This is a genomic window from Microbispora sp. CL1-1 (genome assembly GCF_012034195.1).
GTDB lineage: Bacteria > Actinomycetota > Actinomycetes > Streptosporangiales > Streptosporangiaceae > Microbispora.
Genome location: NZ_JAATEK010000007.1, coordinates 14,370 through 40,030, shown reverse-complemented (window position 1 = coordinate 40,030; position 25,661 = coordinate 14,370). Strand labels below are relative to the sequence as shown.

At 72.0% G+C, this 25,661-nt stretch carries 25 protein-coding genes and 1 riboswitch; of the genes, 11 read left to right on the top strand and 14 right to left on the bottom strand.

Annotated elements, in window-relative coordinates:
• Window positions 1–44: 44 nt before the first annotated feature.
• Entirely contained in the window at window positions 45–176 is a 132-nt protein-coding gene (locus HCK04_RS43500; RefSeq protein WP_260617199.1) for a hypothetical protein, read from the top strand.
• Here HCK04_RS43500 and HCK04_RS11050 read toward each other — a convergent pair.
• From HCK04_RS11050 to HCK04_RS11000, 11 genes are all read right to left on the bottom strand, one after another.
• The gene (locus HCK04_RS11050) at window positions 163–1,536 is read right to left on the bottom strand and encodes an L-serine ammonia-lyase (RefSeq protein WP_142647088.1); all 1,374 of its coding nucleotides are present in this window, start codon (window positions 1,534–1,536) and stop codon (window positions 163–165) included. The two genes, HCK04_RS43500 and HCK04_RS11050, sit on opposite strands and share 14 nt — an antisense overlap.
• A 25-nt stretch (window positions 1,537–1,561) precedes the next feature.
• The gene (gcvH, locus tag HCK04_RS11045) at window positions 1,562–1,954 is read right to left on the bottom strand and encodes a glycine cleavage system protein GcvH (RefSeq protein ID WP_142647087.1); all 393 of its coding nucleotides are present in this window, start codon (window positions 1,952–1,954) and stop codon (window positions 1,562–1,564) included.
• The gene (gene gcvT, locus HCK04_RS11040; protein ID WP_142647086.1) at window positions 1,951–3,039 is read right to left on the bottom strand and encodes a glycine cleavage system aminomethyltransferase GcvT; all 1,089 of its coding nucleotides are present in this window, start codon (window positions 3,037–3,039) and stop codon (window positions 1,951–1,953) included. Before gcvT ends, gcvH begins: the two co-directional genes overlap by 4 nt.
• A 138-nt stretch (window positions 3,040–3,177) precedes the next feature.
• A riboswitch (glycine riboswitch) is annotated at window positions 3,178–3,275 on the bottom strand.
• Window positions 3,276–3,373: 98 nt separating this feature from the next.
• Window positions 3,374–3,976, bottom strand: coding sequence for an AfsR/SARP family transcriptional regulator (locus tag HCK04_RS11035; protein WP_240971318.1), 603 nt, complete (start codon window positions 3,974–3,976; stop codon window positions 3,374–3,376).
• 583 nt (window positions 3,977–4,559) lie between these two features.
• A complete protein-coding gene (locus tag HCK04_RS11030) occupies window positions 4,560–5,879 on the bottom strand; it encodes a TIGR04500 family putative peptide maturation system protein (protein ID WP_142647084.1) in 1,320 nt (439 codons plus the stop codon).
• Between the two features lie 74 nt (window positions 5,880–5,953).
• Window positions 5,954–6,919 (bottom strand): MvdC/MvdD family ATP grasp protein, encoded by a 966-nt coding sequence (locus tag HCK04_RS11025; protein ID WP_260617198.1) that lies wholly within the window; start codon window positions 6,917–6,919, stop codon window positions 5,954–5,956.
• 407 nt (window positions 6,920–7,326) lie between these two features.
• The gene (locus HCK04_RS11020; RefSeq protein WP_142647082.1) at window positions 7,327–9,426 is read right to left on the bottom strand and encodes a peptidase domain-containing ABC transporter; all 2,100 of its coding nucleotides are present in this window, start codon (window positions 9,424–9,426) and stop codon (window positions 7,327–7,329) included.
• A gap of 91 nt (window positions 9,427–9,517) precedes the next feature.
• Complete coding sequence (locus tag HCK04_RS11015; protein ID WP_142647081.1) at window positions 9,518–10,207, bottom strand: gamma-glutamyl-gamma-aminobutyrate hydrolase family protein; 690 nt, start codon at window positions 10,205–10,207, stop codon at window positions 9,518–9,520.
• Between the two features lie 11 nt (window positions 10,208–10,218).
• Window positions 10,219–10,983, bottom strand: coding sequence for a 3-oxoacyl-ACP reductase (locus tag HCK04_RS11010; RefSeq protein ID WP_142647080.1), 765 nt, complete (start codon window positions 10,981–10,983; stop codon window positions 10,219–10,221).
• A 4-nt stretch (window positions 10,984–10,987) separates the two neighbouring features.
• The gene (locus HCK04_RS11005; RefSeq protein ID WP_240971317.1) at window positions 10,988–12,295 is read right to left on the bottom strand and encodes an aldehyde dehydrogenase family protein; all 1,308 of its coding nucleotides are present in this window, start codon (window positions 12,293–12,295) and stop codon (window positions 10,988–10,990) included.
• Between the two features lie 44 nt (window positions 12,296–12,339).
• The gene (locus tag HCK04_RS11000; protein WP_312845729.1) at window positions 12,340–13,677 is read right to left on the bottom strand and encodes a glutamine synthetase family protein; all 1,338 of its coding nucleotides are present in this window, start codon (window positions 13,675–13,677) and stop codon (window positions 12,340–12,342) included.
• A gap of 146 nt (window positions 13,678–13,823) precedes the next feature.
• Between HCK04_RS11000 and HCK04_RS10995 the strand changes: the two genes are divergently transcribed.
• The 6 genes from HCK04_RS10995 (at window position 13,824) to HCK04_RS10970 (ending at window position 19,154) form a co-directional block, all read left to right on the top strand.
• Window positions 13,824–14,627, top strand: a complete 804-nt coding sequence (locus tag HCK04_RS10995; RefSeq protein WP_240971308.1) for an FCD domain-containing protein — start codon at window positions 13,824–13,826, stop codon at window positions 14,625–14,627.
• Window positions 14,628–14,671: 44 nt separating this feature from the next.
• Window positions 14,672–15,532, top strand: a complete 861-nt coding sequence (locus HCK04_RS10990; RefSeq protein ID WP_240971307.1) for a hypothetical protein — start codon at window positions 14,672–14,674, stop codon at window positions 15,530–15,532.
• A gap of 152 nt (window positions 15,533–15,684) precedes the next feature.
• Window positions 15,685–16,137: a DUF3592 domain-containing protein gene (locus tag HCK04_RS10985; protein ID WP_142647078.1), complete on the top strand. Its 453-nt coding sequence runs from the start codon at window positions 15,685–15,687 to the stop codon at window positions 16,135–16,137.
• A 158-nt stretch (window positions 16,138–16,295) separates the two neighbouring features.
• Entirely contained in the window at window positions 16,296–16,490 is a 195-nt protein-coding gene (locus tag HCK04_RS10980; RefSeq protein ID WP_142647077.1) for a hypothetical protein, read from the top strand.
• 38 nt (window positions 16,491–16,528) lie between these two features.
• A complete protein-coding gene (locus HCK04_RS10975; protein WP_260617197.1) occupies window positions 16,529–17,230 on the top strand; it encodes a hypothetical protein in 702 nt (233 codons plus the stop codon).
• Window positions 17,231–17,369: 139 nt separating this feature from the next.
• Window positions 17,370–19,154, top strand: coding sequence for an ABC transporter ATP-binding protein (locus HCK04_RS10970; RefSeq protein ID WP_142647076.1), 1,785 nt, complete (start codon window positions 17,370–17,372; stop codon window positions 19,152–19,154).
• Between the two features lie 391 nt (window positions 19,155–19,545).
• Here HCK04_RS10970 and HCK04_RS10965 read toward each other — a convergent pair whose 3' ends face one another.
• From HCK04_RS10965 to HCK04_RS10955, 3 genes are read right to left on the bottom strand one after another with little or no spacing between them, the layout of a single operon-like run.
• A complete protein-coding gene (locus tag HCK04_RS10965; protein WP_142647075.1) occupies window positions 19,546–20,295 on the bottom strand; it encodes an ABC transporter permease in 750 nt (249 codons plus the stop codon).
• The gene (locus HCK04_RS10960; RefSeq protein ID WP_142647074.1) at window positions 20,289–21,188 is read right to left on the bottom strand and encodes an ATP-binding cassette domain-containing protein; all 900 of its coding nucleotides are present in this window, start codon (window positions 21,186–21,188) and stop codon (window positions 20,289–20,291) included. Before HCK04_RS10960 ends, HCK04_RS10965 begins: the two co-directional genes overlap by 7 nt.
• A gap of 17 nt (window positions 21,189–21,205) precedes the next feature.
• Window positions 21,206–21,745 (bottom strand): PadR family transcriptional regulator, encoded by a 540-nt coding sequence (locus tag HCK04_RS10955; RefSeq protein WP_142647073.1) that lies wholly within the window; start codon window positions 21,743–21,745, stop codon window positions 21,206–21,208.
• Between the two features lie 39 nt (window positions 21,746–21,784).
• Here HCK04_RS10955 and HCK04_RS10950 point away from each other — a divergent pair, with 39 nt between their 5' ends.
• The 4 genes from HCK04_RS10950 (at window position 21,785) to hutI (ending at window position 25,518) form a co-directional block, all read left to right on the top strand.
• Window positions 21,785–22,132, top strand: coding sequence for a hypothetical protein (locus HCK04_RS10950; protein ID WP_142647072.1), 348 nt, complete (start codon window positions 21,785–21,787; stop codon window positions 22,130–22,132).
• Between the two features lie 80 nt (window positions 22,133–22,212).
• The gene (locus HCK04_RS10945) at window positions 22,213–22,899 is read left to right on the top strand and encodes an SDR family oxidoreductase (RefSeq protein WP_142647071.1); all 687 of its coding nucleotides are present in this window, start codon (window positions 22,213–22,215) and stop codon (window positions 22,897–22,899) included.
• A 73-nt stretch (window positions 22,900–22,972) separates the two neighbouring features.
• On the top strand, window positions 22,973–24,316 hold the full coding sequence (locus HCK04_RS10940; protein WP_260617196.1) for a formimidoylglutamate deiminase: 1,344 nt from the start codon (window positions 22,973–22,975) through the stop codon (window positions 24,314–24,316).
• A gap of 53 nt (window positions 24,317–24,369) precedes the next feature.
• A complete protein-coding gene (gene hutI / locus HCK04_RS10935) occupies window positions 24,370–25,518 on the top strand; it encodes an imidazolonepropionase (RefSeq protein WP_142647069.1) in 1,149 nt (382 codons plus the stop codon).
• Window positions 25,519–25,661: the final 143 nt, after the last annotated feature.

The window sequence follows — 25,661 nt, the reverse complement described above, 5'->3', positions numbered from 1 at the left end:
CCTCCTCCTCGCCGGGAAGTCACCACGATATTGGCGAGCGGCACATGCGTCACATTCGAGACGTCACCGCGCGGGCCCTCACGGACGGCGGCGTGCTCAGCGCCACCTCCGGCACCGCACCCGTCCCCGCCGCCGTGCCCGGCGGGGGCGGGGACGCGGGGATCAGCACTCGATGACGTTGACGGCGAGGCCGCCGCGCGAGGTCTCCTTGTATTTGTCGAGCATGTCCCTGCCGGTGTCGCGCATCGTCTTGATCGCCTTGTCGAGCGACACGAAGTGGCGGCCGTCGCCGCGCAGCGCGATGCGGGCGGCGGCGATGGCCTTGATCGAGGCGACGGCGTTGCGCTCGATGCACGGGATCTGGACGAGCCCGCCGATCGGGTCGCAGGTCAGGCCGAGGTTGTGCTCGATGCCGATCTCGGCGGCGTTCTCGACCTGCTCCGGCGTCCCGCCGAGCGCCTCGGTGAGGCCCGCCGCCGCCATCGAGCAGGCCGAGCCGACCTCACCCTGGCAGCCCACCTCCGCGCCGGAGATGGAGGCGTTCTCCTTGAACAGCACGCCGATCGCGCCCGCGGTGAGCAGGAAGCGGATGACGCCGTCCTCGTCGGCCCCTGGAAGGAAGCGCATGTAGTAGGACAGAACGGCCGGCACGATGCCGGCGGCGCCGTTGGTCGGCGCGGTGACGATCCGGCCGCCCGCCGCGTTCTCCTCGTTGACGGCCAGCGCGAACAGCGTGACCCAGTCCATCGCCCGCAGCGGGTCGGCGCCGTCGGCCTCGCTCTGCAGCCGCCGATGGAGCTGGTGGGCCCGTCGGCGCACCTTGAGGCCGCCCGGCAGGACGCCCTCGCGGCTGGTGCCGCGCCGTACGCACTCGGCCATCACCGCCCACAGATGCAGCAGGCTGGAGCGGATCTCCTCCTCCGTACGGCCGAAGGCCTTCTCGTTCTCCATCATCACGCCGGAGATCGACAGGCCCGTGTCGGCGCAGTGCGCGAGCAGTTCGTGCGCGGTCGTGAAGGCGTACGGCAGCACCGTGTCGTCGGGCTTGATCCGGTCGGCGCCGGTGGCGTTCTCGTCCACCACGAAGCCGCCGCCGACCGAGTAGTACACCTTCTCGCGCAGCACGGTGTCGTCGGCGTACGCCGTGAACCGCATGCCGTTCGGGTGGTGGGGCAGCGACAGTTTGCGCTCGAAGACGAGATCCTCGCCGACCACGAACGGGATCTCGTGCACGCCGTACACCGTGACCGTGCCGCTCGCCCGCATCGCCGCCAGCCGTTCGTCGACGGTGTCGACGTCGACCAGTTCGGGCTTGTCGCCGGACAGGCCGAGCAGGACCGCCTTGTCGCTGCCGTGGCCCTTGCCGGTCAGCCCGAGCGAGCCGTACAGGATCGCCTCGATCCGGGTCACCTTCTCCAGCAGCCCGTCCTGGTGCAGCCCGCGGGCGAACCTGTGCGCCGCCGCCATCGGACCGCCCGTGTGCGAACTGGACGGTCCGATGCCCACCTTGAACAGGTCGAAGACGCTGATCGCCATTGACCGTCGCCCTTCGCACCGTCTGTCAGGACTCGCCGGAGGTCAGCGCGGCGTACTCCGCGGCCGACAGCAGGTCGTCGGGCTCCTCCTCCACGCGCACGCGGAACAGCCAGCCCTCGCCGTACGGGTCGGAGTTGACCAGCGAGGGGTTGTCCACGACGGCGGAGTTGATCTCGACGATCTCGCCGCCGACCGGCGCGAAGATGTCGCTCACGGACTTGGTGGACTCCACCTCGCCGACCGCGTCGCCGGCCGCGATGGTCGCGCCGACCTCGGAGTGCACCTCCACGTAAACCACGTCGCCGAGCTGCTCGGCCGCGTACGCCGTGATGCCCACCGTCACGGTGCGGCCGTCCTCAAGCCCGGCCACCCACTCGTGTTCCTTGGTGTAGCTCAGGTCGTCCGGAATGGTGCTCACTTGCTCCTCCTGTAGAAAGGCAGATCGACGACGTCGACCGGTTCTTGGCTGCCCCGGATGTCCACGGCCAGGCCACCCTTCTCCAGGGCGCCCTCGTCCACGTACGCCATGGCGATCGGGCGGCCGAGGGACTGCGACGGAGCGCCGCTGGTCACCTCGCCGACGACGGCCCCCTCCCGGGTGACGGAGTAGCCGTGGCGGGGCACGCGCCTGCCGCGCGCCACCAGCCCGACCAGGCGCCGCCTGGTGCCGTACTCCGCCGCCCGCTCAAGGGCGGCCTTGCCCACGAAGTCGCCCGGCTTGTCGAAGCGGACGACCCGGCCGAGGCCCGCGTCGAACGGCGTGATCGCCGCGCTCAGCTCGTTGCCGTAGAGCGGCATGCCGGCTTCCAGACGCAGGGTGTCGCGGGCCGACAGCCCGGCGGGGACGAGCCCGGCGTCTCTGCCCGCCTCGGCGAGGGCGTTCCACAGCGGCACGGCGTGCTCGTTCAGCACGAAGAGTTCGAAGCCGTCCTCGCCGGTGTATCCGGTGCGGGCGATCAGGGCGGGCGCGCCCGCGACGATGCCGGCGACGATGGCGTAGTACTTCAGCTCGTCGAGGTCGGCGTCGGTCAGCGCGGCCAGGATCTCGGCGCTGCGCGGGCCCTGCACGGCGACCAGCGCGTACTCGTCCGACCTGTCGGTCACCTGCGCGTAGCCCCGGACGCGTTCGGCGAGCTCACGGGCGACGAGGGCGTAGTTGGAGGCGTTGGCGACGACCATGTACTGGTCCTCGTCGAGGCGGTAGACGATGAGGTCGTCGAGGATGCCGCCGGTCTCGTTCACGATCATCGTGTAACGGGCGCGGCCGGGCGCGAGGACGCTGAGGTGCCCCACGAGCGCGTGGTCGAGCGCCTCGCCCGCCTGCGGGCCGACGACGAAGATCTCCCCCATGTGGGACAGGTCGAACAGGCCCGCGGCCGTGCGCACCGCGTTGTGCTCGGCCGACTCGCTGCCGTAGCGCAGGGGCATCTGCCAGCCCGCGAAGTCGGTCAGGGTCGCGCCCAGACTTTCGTGGACCCCGCGGAGCGGGGTGGATCGGGACATGCGCACCTCGGAAGGACGGATGCTGCGTTTGACTATCGGGCATCCTCCCCCTCTGTCATCGGCGCCTGAGAGCTTCGTCCGATCTTTGCCGGACTTTCACCTTCGGCGAGGCCTGACGGCCTTCTTTCCAGAGGTCACCTGGCCCGCACGGTCCTTTGCCTTGAGAGGTTCGCGGGGAGGGCTTGCTCCTTCAGGGGCCCTGACCGGATGCCAGGACGCTCTCCCGCACGGGATCACCGGTGTGCTGCAAGCCTAGTGGGTCGCCGCCATCCCCGTAACCGGCCGGATCACCTGATTTCCCCTGTCACTTCCCGGCCGTGCCATCCCGTACGGGTCAGTGGCTGGAGTCGCACGGCGGCCGATGCGCCGCGCGGAGCCGCACATGGGTGGACGGGAGGTCGTCGCCGGTGAGGATCCGCTGGTGGAGGGCCTGGGTGTCGGGGGACGGCTCGGTGCCGAGGCGGTCGACCAGGGTGCGGCGCAGCCGCTGGTAGGACGCCGAGGCGTCGTGGGTGCGGCCCGACCGGTGCAGCGCCAGCATGAGCTGCCGGTGCGGCCGTTCGCGCAGCGGGTGGCGCCTCGCCCATTGGGCCAGGCCGCCGACGATCTCGTGATGGTGCCCGAGCGCCAGCCTGACGTCGAAGAGGTCCTCGGTCACCGCGCGCCGCTCCTCGTCGAGCCGGTCGGCCCACGCGGAGAGCGCGTCCACATGCCTCATGGCGAGCAGGGCGTCGCCGCGCCACAGGCTCAGCGCGTTCTCGAACATCCGCGCCGCATTGTGGTAATCGCAATTCTCACGAGCGATTCTGCCCTGTGCCGCAAATTGGTTGAATACTTCAGCATCCACGGATGCCGGTGGCACGGAAAGAAGGTAGCCGCCCTCCACGGTGTGCAGTGGAGAAAGGTGGGGGTCGCGGGGCGACAGACGTTGCCGCATCTGCGCGATGTAGGTGGTAAGATTCCGCGCCGCCGATTTAGTGGGACGGCCATTCCACAACAGATCGATGAGCCGGTCCCGGTGGACCGCGATATTCGGATTGAGCAGGAACAACGCGAGCAGCTGCCGGTGCCTCGGGGCGAGTCCGGCGATGACATCCCCTGAGGGCTTCATGGCCAGGAACGTTCCGAGCACGGCGTATAACACGGTTCCCCTCGCACGAAAGCAGCGTGAACGCGCCGACGACGCGGCTGTGATCGCTATTTGACCATATCCCTCTCCGGCGGCGTGCGTCAAAATATATGCCGTTTCTATGTCGGCTGCCCGGGGGCCCATAAACACCGCTCCGCCCGGGCCAATGCCGGCTCCGGATGCTCCGATACGCCGATAACCCAAATGAAAGCGGTTGCAGATGCTGCTGCTCGTCGGCCGTCCCCGGAGGCGGTGTGCGTGAGTGGCGTCGATTAGCCGGATGATCGGCGCGCGTACGGTGCCGCGCCCGGGCTGGCGTGAATCGAGCCCGGGGAGGGGGAATCGGGCCCGGGGAGGGGGAATCGGGCCCGGGGAGGCGCGAATATCGCGCTCAGCGGGCCGCCGTGAGGCCGTCTTCCGCCGCGGGGGCCCGCAGGGCCTGGTTGACGGCCTCGGTGCGCCGGGCGTCGCCCCACACCCACTCCACGCGGGCCTCGCGCCGCCGCCCGGCCAGCCAGTCGTCGAAGAGCCGCTGCTCGATCCCTTGCCGGGTGGCGTCGTCGAAGGTAGCGGGTCTGACCTCCACGACCTGGACGACCACGGGGTCGGGTCCGTACGGGCCGAGGACGTCGCCCGGTGCGGCGTCCGCCGCCTCCGGGCCGAGCTCGGCGCGGAACAGGCGGCGCAGCCGGGCGTCCGCGCCGTGGTCGAGCGTCTCGGCGGCGGAGGCGAGGGAGCCTGGTCCGCCGTCCCGCAGCCGGTCGGCGGCGGCCCGGGCGGCCTCCACACGGGGATACCGCAGGAACACCACGCACAACCGGTCGTAGGAGCGAGGGGCGGCGGCGAAAAGACTTTCGGCGCGGTCACCGGCGACCCGGCGACGAAGCCGGGCGATCCCCGCCTCCTGGGCCACGACGTCCTCCAGGCCGGCGTGGTCGAGGCCGCGTTCGGCCATCCACTCCTGGGTGGCCTCGACCGTGAGCAGCCCCCGGGCCCGCCGGAAGGCGTCGAGAGCGTCCTGCAACTCGGCGGCGGACAGGTCTGCCGGGTCGCCGGCCAGCTCCTGCGCGACCAGGGCGGCGTCGACCAGTCTGCTGGCGAGTGAGGCGTCGCTCCACAGCTCGTCCAGCACCGCCATGGCCTGCTCCATGGCGACCTCCATGCCGTTGACCCGCACGACGACCTGCTCGCCGGAGTTGCGGCTGCCCCGCAGCGGCCAGGGCAGCGCGAGGTCGGGAGCGAAGGCGATCGAGACCGTGCCGTCGCCCACCGGGAGCAGCATGTCGTAGTGACATCTGCCGCCGGGGTGGTCGCGCTGCCACACCAGGCGCATCGGCACGCCTTCGTGCTCCGCCCGCAGGCCGCCCAGCAGGAGCCTGGCCTCGGCGGGTTCCCGATCACAGATCCGGCGCAGGTACGCCAGGACATCGGTCAGCAGACGGGCAGAAGGAACAACACCACGGTGGACACCACTCTGGGCGGCGCGGTGGGCGGCACTGCCGACAGGAGTCTCGGTGGCACCAACGGCGGCAACGACGGCGGCACTCTGGGTGGCGCGGTGGGCGGCACTGCCGGCCGGAGATTCGGTGGCATCAACGGCGGCACCAAGCGGGGCACCGACGGCGGCACTCGGGGCGGCGCGATCGGCGGTGCTGCGGTCGGCACTGCGGTCGGTGCTGTGGTCGGTGTTGTGGTCGGCACTGTGCGGCATGTCGGGCTCCTCGGGGCGCGGTCGATCCCGCTCCCTCCGAGCGGGATCTGTCGGGCTGGTCGGCGGCGGGGATGTCAGGCCGGTTCGAGCAGGAGGTCGCAGAGGGCCTCGCTGATCGGCAGGCCGGTCATGTTCTCGACCCACAGCCACTGGGCGTTGGGGTTGACCTCAAGGAAGACGTGACGGTCGTCCGGTGTGACGATCAGGTCGACGGCGCCGTACAGCAGGCCGAGGCGGTCCATAAGCGCGAGGCACCGGTCGGCGATCTCCTCCTGCAACCGGTGCGGCCGATGCGGCGTGGTCCTGGTGTCGTAGTAGCGCCAGTCGAGGCTCGACCGGTTGGACGCCTGCGAGTGGATCTCGGCGGCGAAGATCCGTCGCCCGACGATGGTGACGCGCAGCTCGACGCGCTTCGGCACCATCTCCTGCACGATCACGGGGCAGAACCGCAGGCCGTCGGCGTACGCGAGGTCGCGGGGCGACACCGGCTCGGTGAGGCGCGTCGCGGTGAGGCCGCCCGCGACGCCCTCCACGAGCGGGACGTGGAAGGCCTTCGTGATGATCCGGCCGTCGTGCCGGTCGTGGAAGTCGAGGAACGACTCGGCGTCCGTGGTGATCAGTGTCTCCGGGATCGCGAACCCGAGCTCCGCGGCGAGCGCGAGCTGGGAGGACTTCTGGCCGGACCGGCGGAAGACCGACTCGCGGGCGGGCACTTGACGGCACGGCAACTGCTCCCACAGGTCGCCGAGCAGGCTCTTGCACTCCTGCACGGTGTGGGCGGCGACCGCAGGATCGGCGATCTCGGGGTGCGCCCGCGGGGGAGTCGGCCGGCGCCACCACACGGCGGACACCGTGTCGAGGTCGATCGTCTCCTTGTCGCGGCGCAGGATGCGGCGGGTGCCGAGGTCGGTGCCGTAGCCGAGGTCCAGCTTCGCGGAGACGGGGAAGTCGCCGGGGTCGAAGACGCTGACGCGCGCGCCGCGCCGGGCGAGTAGACCGCCGACCCGCTCGGCGTGCGGGTCGTCCTCGCTGGTGAGCACGAGAACGTGAGAAGAGCGCAACGGAGGGCCTTTCGACGTGCCTCAACAGACCTGAGCGCGGACGGGACGCCGGGGCGGCGCCTTCCGGAAGTGGCCCGAAACCGGACAGGACCCGAATCGACCGGGCCTGAATGAACGCGGCCTGAATGGACCGGGTGTGAACGGCCAGGGCCTTGATCGAGCGAGCCCTGCATCGGCAGGTACGGGATCGAGCGGGCCGTGGACCCACGAGGCGCAGTGCGGGGCCGTGGATCTACGGGCCAGGCGGGTAGGGACGCCACCGAGAGCCACCGGGCGCGGGCGGAGACCGCTGGCTGCCATCGGTGGCCACGTGAGCGACCTGAGCCCCGGTGCCGCACCACCGGAGCTGCCTGGCTGCCGAGGTCACCGGTGTCGCATCACCGGAGCTACCGCCGTCGCCCAGGGCCGCAGGAGCTAGTGCGGCCACGGCCGCCCCAGTCGGCGTCCCGCACGGTGCTCAGTCGGTGGGCGATGACGACGCGGGTGCCCGCGAAGCCGCGCAGGCTCTCCTCGATCGCGGCCTCGGCCACGGTGTCGAGGTGGCTCGTGGCCTCGTCGAGCAGCAGCATCCTCGGCTCCGACAGCAGGGCGCGGGCGAGCGCGAGCCGCTGGCGCTGCCCGCCCGACAGCCCGCCGCCGTCGGTGAGCAGCGTGCGGTAGCCCATCGGCATGGCCCTGATCTCCTCGTGCAGGCGGGCCGCCCGGGCCGCCCGTTCCACCTGCTCCGGGGTGGCGGAGGGGACGTTGAGCGCGATGTTGTCGAAGATCGTGCCGTGGAAGAGGACGGGCTCCTGCGGCACCACGCCGAACTGGCGGCGCAGGGCGCGGGGATCGAAGGCGGCGGCGGGCACGCCGTCGTAGCGGATCTCGCCCTCGCCGGGCGTGAGCAGCCCCAGGATCAGCCGGGCCAGGGTGGTCTTGCCGGAGCCCGAGGCACCGACCAGCGCGACCTTCTGCCCGGGGCGCACGGTGACCGTGACGTCCCGCAGGATCCACGGGCTGTCGGGGCCATAGCGGAAGCCGACGCCGTCCAGCTCGATCCGCCCGGTGAGCGTACGGGTGACCGGGGCGGCGGGAACGGGCTCGGGCTCGGCGTGCCAGACGTCGGCCAGCCGCTCCACGTGCGGCCTGACCCCTTGTACGGCCTGCAGGCCGGCGATCAGCGAGCTCAGCGGGGCGAGCGCGGCGCCGGCCAGGGCTTGCAGGGCGAGCATCCCGCCGAGCGTCAGCGTGCCGTCCGCCACCTGGCGGGCGCCCGTCCAGACGAGGGTGAGCGGGGCGGCGAACTGCAGGGCCCCGAGCAGGGCCTCCTGCATGGCCTGCGCCCGGCCGCTTCGCCCGGAACGCTCGGCGACGGTGGCGACGGCCGTCGCCCATCGGTCCGCGATCCGCGGCTCCGCGCCGGAGGCCTTGACGGTCTCGATGCCGCGCAGGCCCTCGATCAGCCTGCTCTGCAGGTCGTTGCGGGCTTCGGTCTCGCGGTGGGTCAGGTCGCCGACGCGGCGGCGGGTGAGGAGCAGCAGGCCCGCCTGGGCGAGGGCGAACGCGACCAGGCAGCCGCCGATCAGCGGGCTGCGCACGCCGATCGCGATCACGTATCCCAGGGCCAGCGGGGCCTCCAGGAAGGCGAGCGTCACCTGGTTGGTGAGGACCTCCCGGATCAGCGAGGTCGCCAGCACGCGGTTGACCAGGTCGGCGGAGCCGCGCAGGGCGAAGAACCGGTAGGGCGCCGCGAGGAGCCGTTCGCCCGTTACACGCACCAGCTCGCCGTCCGCGCTCGCCCTGAGCGAGACCATCGCGTATCCGCGCAGCACCCGGACCAGCCCGTACGCGGCGACCAGGCCGAGCACTCCGAAGCCCGCGATGGTAAGCAGGTCGTGGTCGCCGGCCGGCAGCACCCGGTCGACGACCAGCTCGGTCAGCGCCGGGAGGGCGAAGCCGAACGCCTGCATGACGACGCTGAGCGCCACCAGCAGCGCGAGCAGCCGGCGGTGGCCCGCGAAGGCGACAGAGGCGGGCCACCGCCACCAGCGGCCCCGCCGGGGGCGCGCGGTCCGCCGGAATCCGGGGCCGGGGGTGAAGACGAGCAGCACGCCGCTGTAGTCCAGGGCGAGCTCGGCGGTGGTGACGCGACGGCGGCCCGTCTCGGGATCGACGATCGTGACCCCGCCGCGCCCGTGACGCTCGACGACCACGTAGTGGTCGCCCTTCCAGTGCGCGATCGCCGGGAGCGGCGCGTGCGCCAGCCCCTCGGGAGGCAGGGAGAAGGCCCGTGCCTCCAGCCCGCGCCGCCTCGCCGCCCTGACCAGGGTGAGCGCGGAGGTGCCGTCACGGCCGGCGCCCAGCTCCTCGCCGAGCTCGCGCACCTCCACGTGGTGCCCGTACGCGCCGAGGACCATGGCGAGGCAGGCGGGGCCGCACTCGGTGGGGGTGCGCTGGTGGACGACAGGAACCCTGCTGAAAGCTGTGCCGCGATTGAGCCTCATGGTCCACGGAGTGTCGGCCGGGAGGCTTGTCCATCGCTTGTGACCGGCTTCAATCCCGCGGCCCCGAGAAGCGGTGGCGAAAAGCGGCGGCTCAGTGGCGGGCGGCGGTGACCAGGGCGTGGAACAGCGGCCCGTCCTCGTCGGCCTCCGGATGCCACTGGACGGCCAGGGCGAACGCCGCGCCCGTGACCTCGACGGCCTCGATCGTGCCGTCGTCCGAGCGGGCGGTGACCTCCAGCCCGTCCGCCAGGCGGTCGATCGCCTGATGATGGTAGTGGGCGGGCGTGAGGTCCTCGCCGTCGTAGATCTTGGCCAACCCCGGCGAGAGCCGTACGGGAAGGCGGCCGAACGTCCCGGGCGCGGGGGAGTGGGCGGTGTGGCCGACCACGTCGGGCAGGTGCTGCTGGAGGGTGCCGCCCAGCGCCACGTTGAGCACCTGCAGGCCCCGGCAGATGCCGAGGAACGGCAGGCCGGTGCGCAGGGCGGCCTCCAACAGTCCGAACTCCGCCTCGTCGCGGAACTCCCTGACATATCCGGTCTGTTCCGCGGGCGGCGCGCCGTAGCGGGCGGGGTCGATGTCGCCCCCGCCCGCGATGATCAGCCCGTCCAGCCGTTCCACCAGCGCGGCGGGCTCCCCGGCCGGCGGCAGGATGACCGGCTGGCCGCCCGCCCGCGCGATGTGGTCGACGTACATGTACGGCAGCAGCGCCGTCGGCATGTCCCAGACGGTGAACCTCGCCGGCTCGACGTAGCAGGTCACGCCGATGACGGGACGGGCCATGGCATACCCCTTTACAGCGGAGTGACGTACGCGCCGGAGATGCCGCCGTCGACCAGGAACTCCGAGGCGGTGATGAACGACGCGTCGTCGGAGGCGAGGAACGCGACCGCCGCGGCGATCTCCTCGGCCCGGGCGAAACGGCCGATCGGCACGTGGACGAGACGGCGCTGGGCGCGCTCGGGGTCCTTGGCGAACAGCTCCCGCAGCAGCGGGGTGTCCACCGGCCCGGGGCACAGCGCGTTGACCCGGATGCCCTCGCGGGCGAACTGGACGCCCAGCTCGCGGCTCATCGCGAGCACGCCGCCCTTGGAGGCGGTGTAGGAGATCTGCGAGGTGGCCGAGCCCATGACCGCGACGAACGACGCGGTGTTGATGATCGAGCCCTTGCCCTGCCGCTGCATGTACGGGATGACGTGCTTGCAGCACAGGTAGACGCTGGTGAGGTTGACCTCCTGCACCCGGCGCCAGGCGTCGAGGCCGGTCTCCAGGATGGAGTCGTCGTCCGGCGGCGAGATGCCCGCGTTGTTGAACGCGATGTCGACGCTGCCGAACTCCTCGAACGCGGTCCGGTACATCCGGGTCACGTCGTCCTCGTTCGCCACGTCGGCCTTGACGAACAGGCCGCCGACCTCGGCGGCGGCCTTCGCGCCGGCCTCCTCGTCGAGGTCGGCCACCACGACCTTGGCGCCCTCCTGGGCGAACCGGCGGGCCGTGGCCAGGCCGATGCCGCTGCCCGCGCCGGTGATGACGGCGACACGGTCCTGCAAACGCTGCATTGATCTACTCCGTGGAGATGAAGACGTTCTTGGTCTCGGTGAAGGCCGACAGGGCGTCCGGGCCGAGCTCCCGGCCGAGGCCCGACTGCTTGAAGCCGCCGAACGGGGTCCAGTAGCGGACGCTGGAGTGCGAGTTCACCGACAGGTTGCCCGCCTCGACGGCCCGCGCCACGCGCAGCGCCCGGCCCACGTCGCGGGTCCAGATCGACCCCGACAGGCCGTACGCCGTGTCGTTGGCGATCCGCACCGCGTCGGCCTCGTCCTCGAACGGCACGACCGACACCACGGGCCCGAAGATCTCCTCGGTGAACGCCCTGCGGAAGGACTCCGAGGACGATCCGGCCAGCACGGTCGGCGGGAACCAGAAGCCGGGGCCGCTCGGGCACGACCCGGCGGCGTACACGTCGGCCTCGGTGACGAACGACGCGACGCGCTCCCGGTGCTCGGCGCTGATCAGCGGGCCCATCTGGGTCGCCGGGTCGTTCGGGTCGCCCACCCGCACCGCGCGCACCGCCTCGGCGAGCCGCGCGAGGAAGTCGTCATAGACGGAACGCTCCACCAGGATGCGCGAGCGGGCGCAGCAGTCCTGGCCGGAGTTGTCGAAGACCGCCATCGGGGCGGACTCGGCCGCCCGGGCGAGGTCGGCGTCGGCGAAGACGATGTTGGCGCTCTTGCCGCCCAGCTCCAGCGTCACCCGCTTGACCTGCTCGGCCGCCTTGGCGCCGATGAGCTTCCCGACCTCCGTCGAGCCGGTGAACACGATCTTCCGTACGTCGGGATGCTCGACGAGCCGGGCGCCGGCGACCTCACCCTCGCCGGGCACGACCTGGAGCACGCCCTCGGGCAGCCCGGCCTCCAGGGCGAGCTCGGCCAGCCGCAGCGCGGTCAGCGGCGTCCACTCGGCGGGCTTGACGATCACCGTGTTGCCGGCGGCCAGGGCCGGGGCGACTCCCCAGGTCATGATGACCATCGGGAAGTTCCACGGCACGATGATCCCGACCACGCCCAGCGGCTCTGCGAACGTGACGTCCACCCCGCCCGGCACCGGGATCTGCTTGCCGTGGTCGCGCTCCGGCGCGCCCGCGTAGAAGTTCAGCACGTCGCGGACGTTGCCCGCCTCCCAGCGGGCGTTGCCGATCGTGTGCCCGGCGTTGGCGATCTCCAGCCGCGCCAGCTCCTCCGCGTGGTCCTCGACCACCTGCGCGAAGCGGCGCAGCAGCCGGGCCCGCTCGCCCGGGGCGACCGCCCGCCACGCGGGGAAGGCCCGGGCGGCCCGCTCGACCACCCGGTCCACCTCGGCGGCGTCCGCCATCTCGACCTCGGCGACCACGTCTTCGGTCGCCGGATTGACTATCTTCACAGCCGTTCGAACCCCCGATAGAGCTCCCAGTCGGTGACCGCCGCGTCGAAGGCGGCCAGCTCGACCCGCGCGTTGTTGGCGTAGTGCTCGACCACGTCCTTGCCGAAGGCCTCCTCGGCGATCGGCGACTCCTCCCACAGCGCCAGGGCGTCGCGGAGCGTGGAGGGCACCCGCTCGGCCCCGGAGTCGTACGCGTTGCCGGTGAACGGCTCCTCCAGCTCCAGCCCGTCGTCGATGCCGCGCAGCCCCGCCGCGATCATGGCGGCGACCGCGAGGTACGGGTTGACGTCGCCGCCGGGCACCCGGTTCTCGATCCGCAGCGAGGGGCCGTGGCCGACCAGCCGCAGCGAGCAGGTGCGGTTGTCCACGCCCCACTTGACGGCGGTGGGGGCGAAGCTGCCGGGCACGAACCGCTTGTAGGAGTTGATGTTGGGCGCGTAGAGCAGGGTCAGCTCCCGCATCGCCGCGAGCTGACCGGCGATGAACCGCCGCCCGGTCTCCGACAGCCCGTACGGCTCGCCGCCCGCCATCACGGGGGTGCCGTCGGCCTCGCGCAGCGAGATGTGGATGTGGCAGGAGTTGCCCTCGCGCTGGTTCGGCTTGGCCATGAAGGTGATCGACCTGCCGTCCTGGGCGGCGATCTCCTTGGCGCCGTTCTTGTAGAACACGTGGTTGTCGCACGTGGTCAGCGCGTCGGCGAACCGGAAGGCGATCTCGTGCTGGCCGAGGTTGCACTCGCCCTTGGCCGACTCGACGTACAGCCCCGCGCCCTCCATGCCGAGCCTGATCCTGCGCAGCAGCGGCTCGATGCGGGAGGTGCCGAGCAGCGAGTAGTCGACGTTGTAGAGGTTGGCCGGGGTCAGGTCGCGGTAGCCCCGCTGCCAGGCCTGCTCGTAGCTGTCGTCGTAGACGACGAACTCCAGCTCGGTGCCGACGTAGGCGGTCCAGCCGCGTTCGGCGAGCCGGGCGAGCTGGCGGCGCAGGATCTGCCTGGGGGAGGCCACGACGTCGGCGCCGTCCTCCCACACCAGGTCGGCGAGCAGCAGCACGGTGCCCTCGTGCCAGGGCACGCGGCGCAGCGTCGACAGGTCGGGCCGCATGACGAAGTCGCCGTAGCCGCGCTCCCAGGACGACATGGCGTAGCCGTCCACGGTGTTCATGTCGACGTCCACCGCGAGCAGGTAGTTGCAGCCCTCCGCTGCGTGGCTCAGCACCTCCTCCAGGAAGTACCGCGCAGAAAGCCGCTTGCCCTGCAGCCGCCCCTGCATGTCGGTGACCGCGAGCAGGACCGTGTCCACGCGGCCCGCTTCGACGTCATCGCGGAGTCGATCCACGCTGAGCACGGTGCCTCCCGTCCAAAAGTCTGGAATCAGACCATTGAGGGCATGCAAGCACCATGTTCCCCTCGTCGTCAACAATGTCCGAGGGGTTTAACCTCGATCACAGGGACGGGGGACCCGCTGTGACGGGTGGAGGGACGATGCGCATGGAGATCACCCCGGCGGAGACGTCCGTCTCCCGTTCCCGGACCCCGGCCGAGCCCGCCTCTCGGGACGCGGCGGTGGGGATCACCGGCGCGGTGTCGCTGCTGCGGCCGGTGCGGGCGGGCAACGCGTTCGAGGAGACCGTCGAGCGCCTGCTCCAGGCCATCAAGCTCGGCGTCGTCCCGCACGGCGAGAAGCTGCCGCCGGAGCGCGAACTGGCCGCCCGGCTCGGCATCAGCAGGGTCACGCTGCGCGAGGCGATCCGCGCGCTGCAGGAGGCCGGTTACCTCGACGTACGGCGCGGCCGGTACGGCGGGGCCTTCGTCGTCTACCAGCCGCCGAGCCCGCGCAAGGGCGACCTGCGCAGGGCCGTCACCCGGATGGGAGAAGACGACCTCGAAGACGCGCTGACGTTCCGGATGGCCGTCGAGTGCGGGGCGGCCCGGGTGCTCGCGACCACCGAGCTGACCCCGGGACAGCGGGAGACGCTCGCCGCCCGGCTGGCCGGGGTGAACGACGCGGCGCCGGCCGACTATCGCAGGATGGACATCGCGTTCCACCTGGCGATCGCGGAGCTGAGCGGGTCGCCGCTGCTGGCCGCCGCGTGCGCCGACGCCCGGCTGCGGGTCACCGACCTGCTCAACGCGATCCCCGTGCTGGGGCCCAACATCGAGCACGCCGCGGTGCAGCACGCCGCCATCGCCGCCGCGATCCTGGACGGCGACCCGGAGGCGGCCGAACGGGCGGTGGCCGAGCACCTGGAGGGCACGGCGGCCCTGCTGCGCGGCTTTCTCGCGTGACCACTTCCCCCGCGTCGTAGCATCGGAGGCCGGGGGATCGCTTGATGGCCGGCTGGTTTCACGAACGCATCATCGAGGCGCACCGTCTGCCGCTGTTCTGCTTCTTCGCCGCGCTGATCACGGCATTCGTCTTCACGCGGGTGAACGTACGGCTGATCAGGGCGCGGGTGCGGTGGCTCGGCAACGTCAGCGTGGGCGAGATGCACATCCACCACGTGGTGTTCGGCGTGGTGCTCACGCTGCTCGGCGGGGTGGCCGGGCTGGTCCTGTCGGACGTGTCCACGGGGTGGTACTCGTTCTCCGCGGCCGTGTTCGGCGTGGGCGCCGCCCTCGTGCTCGACGAGTTCGCGCTGATCCTGCACCTGCGCGACGTCTACTGGCAGGAGGAGGGCCGCACCTCCGTGGACGCGGTCTTCGTGGCGATCGCCGCCACCGGCCTGCTGCTGCTCGGGCTGCGCCCGCTCACCTGGAACGGCGCGGCGGACGGCGGCCACTGGACGGCTCTCGCGTTCCTCTTCGTCAACCTAATCTTCGCCGTGATCACCCTGCTCAAGGGGAAGATCTGGAGCGGCCTGCTGGGCCTGTTCGTGCCGCCGCTGCTGTACGTGGGGGCGGTGCGGGTGGCCCGTCCCGGCTCGCCCTGGGCCCGCTGGTGCTACTCGGAGCGGGCGCGGCGGCCCCGGCCGCGCCTGATGGCCAAGGCGATCCACCGGGAGGAGCGCTGGCGCCGCCCGGTCATCCGGGTGAAGATCGCGGTGCAGGAGTTCGTCTCCGGCCGCCACGACCTGCCCGCGCCCGCGCTGCCCGACCGGCGCCTCCGGCGGCGGGTCGTGTCCCCCCGTCCCCGTCAGGGGGCGGACCATCCCGGGCGTCCCTGGCGGTCGGGCCGGCCCCGCGCCCACTGAGACCACGCCGCCGTCCCGAAAGAGGGATGATCCGTGACGCCGGGCCGACGACCGTGAGCGGTCACCGAACCTCCGGGGCCGGGGAGGAGTCGTAGGAGACAGGGCGGCAGCCGCGCCTTTCCGATTCGCCTTCGCCAAGGAGGCTGTGACTGATGGCTCGATGGTCATTCCGGCGGTTTTTATCGGGTGCCGGGTCGGTCGCGTTCTTCGTGGCCTGGTTCGGCATCCTGATCGTGGCGCTCGTCGCCCAGGTTTCCAACCTCGTCTCGGCCCTGGACCTCGGGCGGCACGGTGTCCGCACCACCGGCGTGGCCCTCGCCACCCGGTCGGAGACGTGGAACGACACCGACGGCCACCCCATTACCGTTGACTACACGAAGGTCGGTTTCACGGTGGGCGCACAACGGCACGTCGAGGAGATCTCCGGCCGGTACGCGACAGGGGAGAAGGTCCGCATCGTCTACGACCCCGAGAACGTGAACGTCGTCAGGAGCGAGGAGGACACCGGCCTCGGCGGGCTGGCCGGACATTTCGTGCTGATCGCCATCCTGCTCGCCATGCTGGTCTTCGGCGTCAGCTTCGTTTTCTCCTGGTACCGATGGTGACGATGCCCGCCGCGATGTGATCGAGATCCGCGTACGCGCCGAGGATCCGGCTCCGGGAACGCCCTGCCGGGACGTGTGCCGATCGCTCAAAGAGCATTTCGGCCGGTTCTGTGGGTATTTCACCCCAAGTAAGAGCGGTGGGGGTGGGAGGGGTGGTCATGGAGTCTCGCGAGCGGTTCATGTTCCAGCGGATGGCGGCACAGCTCAAAGGGGAGGCGGCGCTCCTGACGGGGGACCGGCTCATGGCTGCCGAGGCACGCGCGGAGGAGGCCGAGGCCGACCTGTGCCTCACCTGGTACGCGATCATGGACACCACCCGGATGATCCGCCTGACCTACGGAGTGCCGGGATGAGGGATCATCACGGTGGGTGCGCGGGCGATACTGACGTGGTGACCGCGTCTTCCACCTTCCCGGCGCCCCCGTTCCACCTGCGCCTCATCGAGGACGCGCGGCCGGTCCTCGACCGCTACGGCCTGCTGCTCGCCGGCGGTTACGCGCTGCTGGCGCACGGATGCACGTCGAGGCCGGTGGACGACCTCACCTTCGCCACCGGCGGCGAGGCCCCGCTGGAGGAGGCCGGCCGGGCGCTGGCCGAGGCGTTCGGCAGCACCGGCCTGTCGGCCGAGGTGCGCGAGGCCGGCGCCCGCATCGGCCGCGTCGTCGTCACCGACGAGATCACCGGCCAGTCGTGCGAGGTCACCCTGCTCCGCGAGCCGCTGCGCGACCGGCCCGCCGACATCGGCCCCTGCCGGGTGCTCGGCCTGGACGACGCCGTGGGGCTCAAGGTGCGCGCGCTGCAGGACCGCGGCCTGCCACGCGACTTCGCCGACGTGGCCTCGGTGTCCGGCCTCTACTCCTTCCGCCTGCTCGAACAACTCGGCGCGCGCTACGACGACGAGTGGCGGGTGGAGGACCTGGTCGAACGGCTGGAGACCGTCGACCTGCTGGCCGAAGAGGCGTTCGGCGGCCTGGACGAGGAGGGCGTCGCCGCCGTACGCCGCTTCGCGTACGCCTGGGCGGAGGACATCAAACTGCGCCGCGTCGACGACGGCGACGCCGAGTTCGACCTGGACGTCCCCGACCTGGACTGATCCACGACGTCCGAAATCCCCGCGCGCATCGGCGTTTCCGGTGAATTAGGGTCTCCGGGAGATCGCACACAGGCTGCGCAGGGCCCGGGCACAGGGCCGGCGCGCCCGGTCCGTGCGCAGTGCTCGCGGAGGGGGCTCCATGGGGACGGAGGGCGACGGCCCTGACGGGGGACGGCCCGCGCCACGGCCGAAGGCGTCACTAGGGGAGCGCGCCGCCTGGCGGCTGCTGCTCGACCAGGTGCGCCCCCACCGGCGGGTGCTGCTGCTGGGCGGCGTGCTCAGCCTCGTCGGCAGCCTCACCGGGCTCGCCATGCCGGTCATGGCCAAGCGGGTGATCGACACGTTCGGCGCGGGCGGCGCACTGGCCGGCCCGGTGCTCGGGCTGTCGGCCGCCGTCCTGGCCGGGGCGCTGATCTCGGCGGCCGGGCGGTTCCTGCTGGAGCGGATGGGCGAGACCATCGTGCTCGACTCGCGCCGGGGCCTGGTCGACCGCATCCTGCGGCTCACGGTCTCCGACGTCGACCGGCTCAAGCCCGGCGACCTGCTGTCGCGGGTCAGCTCCGACACCACCCTGCTGCGAGCCGTGTGCACCGACGCGCTGGCCTCGCTGGTCGGCTCGGTGTTCACGTTCCTGGGCGCCGCCGTGATGATGGCGATCATGGACGGCCTGCTGCTGGTCGTCACGCTCGCCGTCGTCGCGCTGGTCGGGCTCCTGGGCGTGGTCATCGCCCCGCGCATCCGCCGCGCCTCCCTTCAGGCACAGGTGGCGCTCGGCGAGATGGGCTCGATGCTCGACCGCGCCCTCCAGGCGTTCCGTACGGTCAAGGCCAGCGGCGCGGAGGCGCGGGAGATCGCGGCGGTGGGCACGGCGGCCGCCGAGGCGCGCGACCGGGGCGTGGCCGCCGCCGCGTGGACCTCGCTGGCCGGGATCGGCGCGTGGATGTCGATCCAGCTCGCGTTCCTCGCGGTGCTGGGGGTGGGCGGCGCGCGGGTCGCGTCGGGGCAGATGGAGATCTCCACCCTGATCGCGTTCCTCATGTACCTGTTCTATCTGGTCTCCCCGATCGGCCAGATCGTGCAGAGCCTCACGCAGATCCAGAACGGCCTGGCCGCGGTGACCCGCATCCAGGAGATCGCCACGCTGCGCACCGAGCCCGCCGCCCCGGCGGCGCGGGCGGGGGGCGAGCCGGTCGGGGTGACGTTCTCCGGGGTCGTCTTCCGCTACGGCGACGACCGGCCGGTGGTCCACCAGGGTGTGACGTTCGAGGTGCCGGCGGGCGGCATGACCGCGCTGGTCGGCCCCTCGGGCGCGGGCAAGTCGACGGTGTTCGGCCTGGTCGAGCGGTTCTACGAGCCGCAGGAGGGGACGATCACCGTCGGCGGGCGCGACATCCGCGAGTGGCCGCTCGGCGAGCTGCGGGCCATGCTCGGCTACGTCGAGCAGGACGCCCCCGTGCTCGCGGGGACGTTGCGGGAGAACCTCGTCTTCGGCGCGCCCGGAGCGACCGACGAGGAGGTCGCCCGCGCCCTCGCCCGTACGCGCCTGGACGACCTGGTCGAGCGGTTGCCCGAGGGACTGGAGACGCCGGTCGGCCATCGCGGCGTGCTGCTGTCGGGCGGCGAGCGGCAGCGGGTCGCCATCGCCAGGGCGCTGCTGCGCAAACCCCGGCTGCTGCTGCTCGACGAGGCGACCTCCCAGCTCGACGCGGTCAACGAGATGCGGCTGCGGGAGGTCGTGGCGGAGGTGGCGCGCGAGACCACGGTGCTGGTGATCGCCCACCGCCTGTCCACCGTGACCGGCGCCGACCGGATCGTGGTGATGGAGGCCGGTCGCGTGCGGGCCTGGGGGACCCACGACGAGCTGGTCTCGGCCGACGAGCTCTACCGCGAGCTGGCCGCCACGCAGTTCCTCGTCTCGTCCTGACCGGCGTCCGCGTAGTCCTGCCGACCGGCACACGCGATGTCCGTCCGACCGGCACACGCGAAGCCCGTCCGACCGACGCACGCGATGTCCGTCCTGACCGGCGTCCGCGAAGTCCGGCCGACCGGTGTCCGAGATCCCCGCGTGACCGGTGCCCGTGATCTCCGCAGACGCCGATGGCGAAGCCGTGAGCAGCCCTTACACCGGGCCACAGCTTCTTTCGACCGGAGACCGGGAAGATCGGTGGTGCGTAACCTCTCCTTCACCACCGCCCGGTTGCCGGAGCTGTCGCGCGTGCGGGCGCGTCCGGTGACCAGGGTCGGAGGCGGGGCGTCCCGGCCATGCCGGGGCGCTCCGCCACGCTTCACAGGCTGCCGGTTATCCGGCTACCCGGTTATCCGGCGAGGTGGCGCATGGAGCGGACCGACCAGGCCAGGGCGGGCACCGCGAGCACCGCCATCAGGACGAACGCGAGCGCCACGTGGCCGTCCGCGAGGTCGCCGGCGAACAGCGCCCGCCCGGCCTCGACCGCGTGATAGAGCGGGTTTACCTGGGCCACCGTCCGCATCCACGCCGGAGCGAGCGACATCGGCAGCAGGATGCCGGTGAACAGGATCAGCGGCAGCGCGAAGAACTGCAGGATCTGCGACATGCCGTTCTCGTCCCGCACCGCGAGGGCCAGGCCGTACGACAGGCCGGAGGCGAAAAGACCGGTCAGGGCCATGAGCACGAGCATCAGGGCGACGCCGGGCAGGCTGGGCCGCATGCCCATCAGCAGGGCCACCACGATGATCACCAGAGCCTGCGCCACCAGCACGATCATGTCGCGCAGTGTCCGGCCCAGGACGATGGCCGGGCGGCTCGCCGGGCTCGCGGCGAGCCGTTCGAGCACTCCGGTGCGGATCTCTGCGATCATGCCGAAGCCGACGAACAACGAGCCGAACAGCGCGATCATCACCATCACGCCGGGGGTGAACATGGCGAGCGTCCGCTCGTCCCGCACGCCGGGCATGGTGTTGGCCAGCAGCGGGGCGAACAGCAGCAGATAGAGGACGGGCTGGAGGAGGCCGAAGAACGGCCAGATCGGATTGCGGGCGGTGTTGCGCAACTCGTAGGCCAGGAACAGGCCGGTGTGCTTCAGCATGGCTGCGTCTTTCCGTCGGCGTGTCTTTCCGCGGGTGCCCGCTCGCCGTCGTCGAGATAGACGCGCAGCAGGTCGCCGCCGGCCCGCACCTCCCGCGCGTACGGCAGGCCCTCCAGCACTCGCGCCGCCTCGTCCGTGCCGGACACCCGCAGGGACACGACATCCCCGGCGATCTCGCGCTTGAGCTCGGCGGGCGTCCCGGCCGCGACGACGCGCCCGTGGTCGACGATGACGAGGCGGTCGCACAGCGCGTCGGCCTCGTCCAGATAGTGGGTGCTGAGCAGGACGCTCGTCCCGGCGTCGCGCAGCGCCTTGATCTGGTCCCACAGGTTGGCCCGGTTCTGCGGGTCGAGGCCGGTGGTGGGCTCGTCGAGGAACAGCAGCGGCGGCCGGTGCACCAGGCCGAGCGCGATCGCGACCCGCCGCTTCTGGCCTCCCGACAGGGTGCGGGCCGGCCGGTCGGCCAGTGTCGTGAGGTCGAACGCCGCGAGCACCTCGGCGGTGCGGGTGGTGGCCTCGGCCGCCGTCAGGCCGTTGACCCGGGCGGCGAGCATGAGGCCGGCCCTGGCCGTGTTGTATTCGTCCACGCCGCCGGCCTGGCCGACGTACCCGATGCGGCGCCGCACCTGCTCGGGGGAGGCCAGCAGGTCGTGCCCGGCCACCGTCGCGGTGCCGCCGGTGGGCGCGACCAGCGTGGCCAGCATGCGGATCGTCGTGGTCTTCCCCGCGCCGTTCGGGCCGAGCACCCCGAAGATCTCGCCCTCGGCGACGTCGAGGGCGACGCCGCGCACGGCCTCCACCGGCTCGGCGGCCGGGCCGCCGCGGCGGCCACGGCGCCCACGGGGGCCGCGAGGGCGGTAGGTCTTGCGTAACTCCCGCGCTTCAATGATCACATTCGGCTCCTCGTCGGTCAGGGAAGGTCGTCGTGCTCGATGCGCTCGACGGCCTGTTCCAGCCACTCCAGCTGGGCGCGGAATTCGGCCGCGGTCAGCTCCAGGCACTCGTCCACGTGCCGCGGGGCGCCCGCCGCGCGCTTGGCGTGACGGGCCCGCTCGTAGCTCGCGAACCCCGCGCGCAGCAGCTCGGCCCTTTCCCGCACGATCGCCGGCAGATCGGCCTTGGGCAGCCGGTCCATGAACGTCAGCGCGACCTGGAACGGGTCGACGATCGGCATGATCTCCGACCAGTGCTCGCGGAGCCGCCGGTCGAACTCGGCCCGTCCCTCGGGCGTGATGCCGTAGACCGTCCGCCCCCGGCCGGAGGGCCGGTCGTCGCCGACCACTTCGAGCAGGCCCTCCTGGGCCATCTTCCCGAGGGCGTGGTAGATCGAGCCGAAGGCGATGTTGGCCCAGTGCTGGGCGCCCCACAGTTCGAGTTTCTTGCGCACCTCGTAGCCGTGCAGCGGCCCATCGAGCAGCACGCCCAGGATCAGCACTCGCGTCGATGACATATTCAAATTTGTATACAAGTTTGAGTATGGTAGTCAACCATGAACCGCGAGACAGACAGGCACGAGATCCGCAGGGACGACGACGGCGCCCTGCTCGGATACGTCCGGCGGACCGGCGGGGAGTGGGAGCCGCTGACCGTCTTCGGCTACCCCATCGGCCCGGCCGGGCCGTACGAGCGGGCGGAGGAAGAGGTGCGCCGCGCCGGGCTCGACGTGCTCGCCGGGCAGTGGGAGTTCCTCGAAGACGGCGAGTGGTATCGCTGCGTGATCCTGGAGGCCTCCGCCGGCGAGGTGCGGGTGCGCCCGGCCGACCACCGCTACCCCCACCACCGCTACGCCCTGACCCTGGAGCGCCCCACCCCCGAGACGCTGCGCCCGGGGCGGTGAAACGCCCGCCGCACCCGGCCGGCCGGAAACGCGCCACGCGGTGTGCGGCAAGATCCGCGCGGCGTTCTAAGGTGAGGTCCATGCGACCCACGGCTCTGATCACCGGCGCCTCGCGGGGTGTGGGGGCGGCGATCGCCCGTGCCCTCGCCTCCGACTACGACCTCTTCCTGGGCGGCCGGGACGGCACGGCGCTCGACGCGCTGTGCGCGGAACTGCCCGCCGCCCGCCCCTGGGCGGTGGAGCTGACCGAGCTCACCCCCGCCGACGTGGAGGGGATCGAGCGGCTCGACGTGCTCGTCCACAGCGCGGGCGTCGCCAGTGTCGGGCCCCTGGCCGACACCCCCGCCCGCGAGTGGCGGCGGCTGATGGAGGTCAACGTCATCGCGGTCGCCGAGCTGACCCGGCTGCTGCTGCCCGCGCTGCGCGCGGCACGCGGGCACGTCGTGCTGATCAACTCGGGGGCCGGGCAGCGGGCCAACCCCAACTGGGGCGCCTACGCCGCGAGCAAGTTCGCCCTGCGGGCGTTCGGCGACACGCTGCGCGAGGAGGAGCACGCCAACGGCGTCCGGGTCACCGCGATCTTCCCCGGGCGGGTGGACACCGACATGCAACGAGCCATCCGGGCCCAGGAGGGCGGGCCGTACGAGCCGGGAAGATACCTGGAGCCGGAGTCGGTGGCGCGGGCCGTGCTGGCCGCGGTGACGGCGACGCCCGACGCCCACGTCACCGAGATCACCGTGCGGCCGGCTGGGGGACCCACCCGCTGACGCCCCCGCGAGGCGCGCGGGACGGATGTTCATTACAGTGGCATCACCGCCATGCCGCCCATCTGGAGGACCGGTGCACGTGACCTACTGGTGCGAGATGGCGTGGCTGCCGCCCGGCGAGATCGTGGAGAGCGTGGTCGTCGGCGTCGAGGGCCGCCGCATCGTCGAGGTCAGGCCCGAGGCGGCGCCTCCACCCGGAGCCGTACGGCTGGCCGGGCTCACCCTGCCCGGCCTGGCCAACTGCCATTCCCACGCCTTCCACCGCGCCCTGCGCGGCCACACCCAGACCGGCCGCGGCAGCTTCTGGACCTGGCGCGAGCGGATGTACGCGGTCGCCGAGGCGCTCGGCCCGGACAGCTACCTCGACCTGGCCACCGCGACGTACGCCGAGATGGCGCTCGCCGGGATCACCACCGTGGCCGAGTTCCACTACCTGCACCACGGACCCGGGGGGCGGCCGTACGCCGACCCGAACGCGATGGGCCACGCGCTGGTCGAGGCGGCCAGGAGGGCCGGGCTGCGCATCACCCTGCTCGACACCTGCTATCTGACCGGCGGCATCGGCGACGCCCTCACCGGCACCCAGCTGCGCTTCGGCGACGGGGACGCCGATCGATGGGCCGCCAGGGCCGACGACCTCGCCCAGGTGTACGAGGGCGAGGAGGACGTCGAGATCGGCGCGGCCATCCACTCCGTGCGCGCGGTGCCGCCCGAACAGATGCCCGTGGTCGTCGACTTCGCCCACCGGCACACCGCGCCGCTGCACGCGCACGTCTCCGAGCAGCCGGCGGAGAACGAGGCGTGCGTCGAGCTCTACTCGGCCACGCCCGTGCAGGTGCTGCACGAGCACGGCGCGCTCGGACCACGCTCGACGGCGGTGCACGCCACCCACCTGTCCGACGTGGACGTGGCGCTGCTCGGCGGCTCCACCACCCACGTGTGCATGTGCCCCACCACCGAGCGCGACCTCGCCGACGGCGTCGGCCCCGCCCGCAGGCTGCTGGACGCCGGATCGCCCGTCACGCTCGGCACCGACAGCCAGGCGGTCATCGACCTGTTCGAGGAGGCCAGGGCGGTGGAGCTGGACGAGCGGCTGGTCACCGGCGAGCGCGGGCACTGGCACGCCGAGCAGCTCCTGAACGCCGCGACCGCCATCGGGCAGGCGTCGCTGGGTTTCCCCGACGCCGGATGCCTGGTGCCCGGGGCCTGGGCCGACCTCGTCTCCGTCCGGCTCGACTCGGTCCGTACGGCCGGAGCCACCAAGGCGACTGCGGTGGAGGCGGTGGTGTTCGCCGCCACCTCCGCCGACGTCTACTCGGTGGTCGCGGGCGGACGGCGGATCGTGGAGGACGGACGGCACGTGCTCGGTGACGTCGGCGCGCTGCTGGGCGAGGCGCTCGCCCCGCTCAACCGGTGAGGTTTGCGCCGTTCACGGGGTGGCGAGGATCAGGAAACGTGGGGCCGAGCGGCATGACATCAGTCGTTTACACGGGGATCGGATCGCTGTACACGGCGGACCCCGAGCGGGAGGAGATCGAGGACGCCGCGCTGGTGGCGGAGAACGGGGTGGTCCGGTGGATCGGCCGGTCCGCCGACGCCCCGGCCGCCGACGAGCAGGTCGACGTGGAAGGGCGCGCGGTCATCCCGGGGTTCGTGGACAGCCACGCGCACCTGGTGTTCGCCGGCGACCGCACCGAGGAGTTCGCCGCGCGGATGGCCGGACGGCCCTACACCGCGGGCGGCATCCGCTCGACCGTCGAGGCCACCCGCCGGGCCACCATCCCCGAGCTGGTGTCCACCACCGCTCTGCTGGTGTCGGAGATGGCCATGCAGGGCACGACGACGTTCGAGATCAAGAGCGGCTACGGCCTCACCGTGGACGACGAGCGCCGCAGCCTGGAGATCGCCTGCCAGTTCACCGAGGAGACCACGTTCCTCGGGGCGCACGTCGTGCCGCCGGAGGCGTGCGCCGACGACTACGTCCGCCTCGTGACCGGCCCGATGCTGGAGGCGTGCGCGCCGTACGCCAAGTGGGTGGACGTGTTCTGCGAGCGCGGCGCGTTCGGCGAGGAGCACAGCAGGGAGGTGCTCGCGGCGGGCCGCAAGGCCGGGCTGCAGCTCAGGGTGCACGCCAACCAGCTCGGCCCGGGGCCGGGCGTGCGGCTGGCCTGCGAGATGGGGGCGGCATCCGCCGACCACTGCACCCATCTCGATGACGCCGACGTGGACGCGCTGGCCGCCTCCGGGGTGGTCGCCACCCTGCTGCCGGGCGCGGAGTTCTCCACCAGGTCGCCCTACCCGGACGCGCGGCGGCTGCTCGACGCGGGCGTCACGGTGGCCCTGGCGACCGACTGCAACCCGGGCACCTCGTTCACCACCTCGATGCCGTTCTGCGTCGCTCTCGCCGTACGCGAGATGGGCATGACGCCGCTCGAGGCCGTGCGGGCGGCAACCCGTGGCGGCGCACGGGCGCTGCGGCGCACCGACGTGGGCACCCTGTGCGTCGGCGCCCGCGCGGACCTCGTCATCCTGGAGGCGCCGTCGTACGTCCACCTCGCGTACCGGCCCGGAGTGCCGCTGGTGGCGCAGGTGTGGCGAATGGGGCGCCGCCTCGTTTAGACCCGCGCAACCTGGGTAAACGCCTTTCTTCCCGGCCGCGCATCCTCCTCAGGGAGGAAACCGAAACCATTCCCCGGTCGTATCCGTTTGGGGAATCTTTGCCATGGACCGGCCGTTGTCCGGGTCAGAAGCAGGAAGCCGGG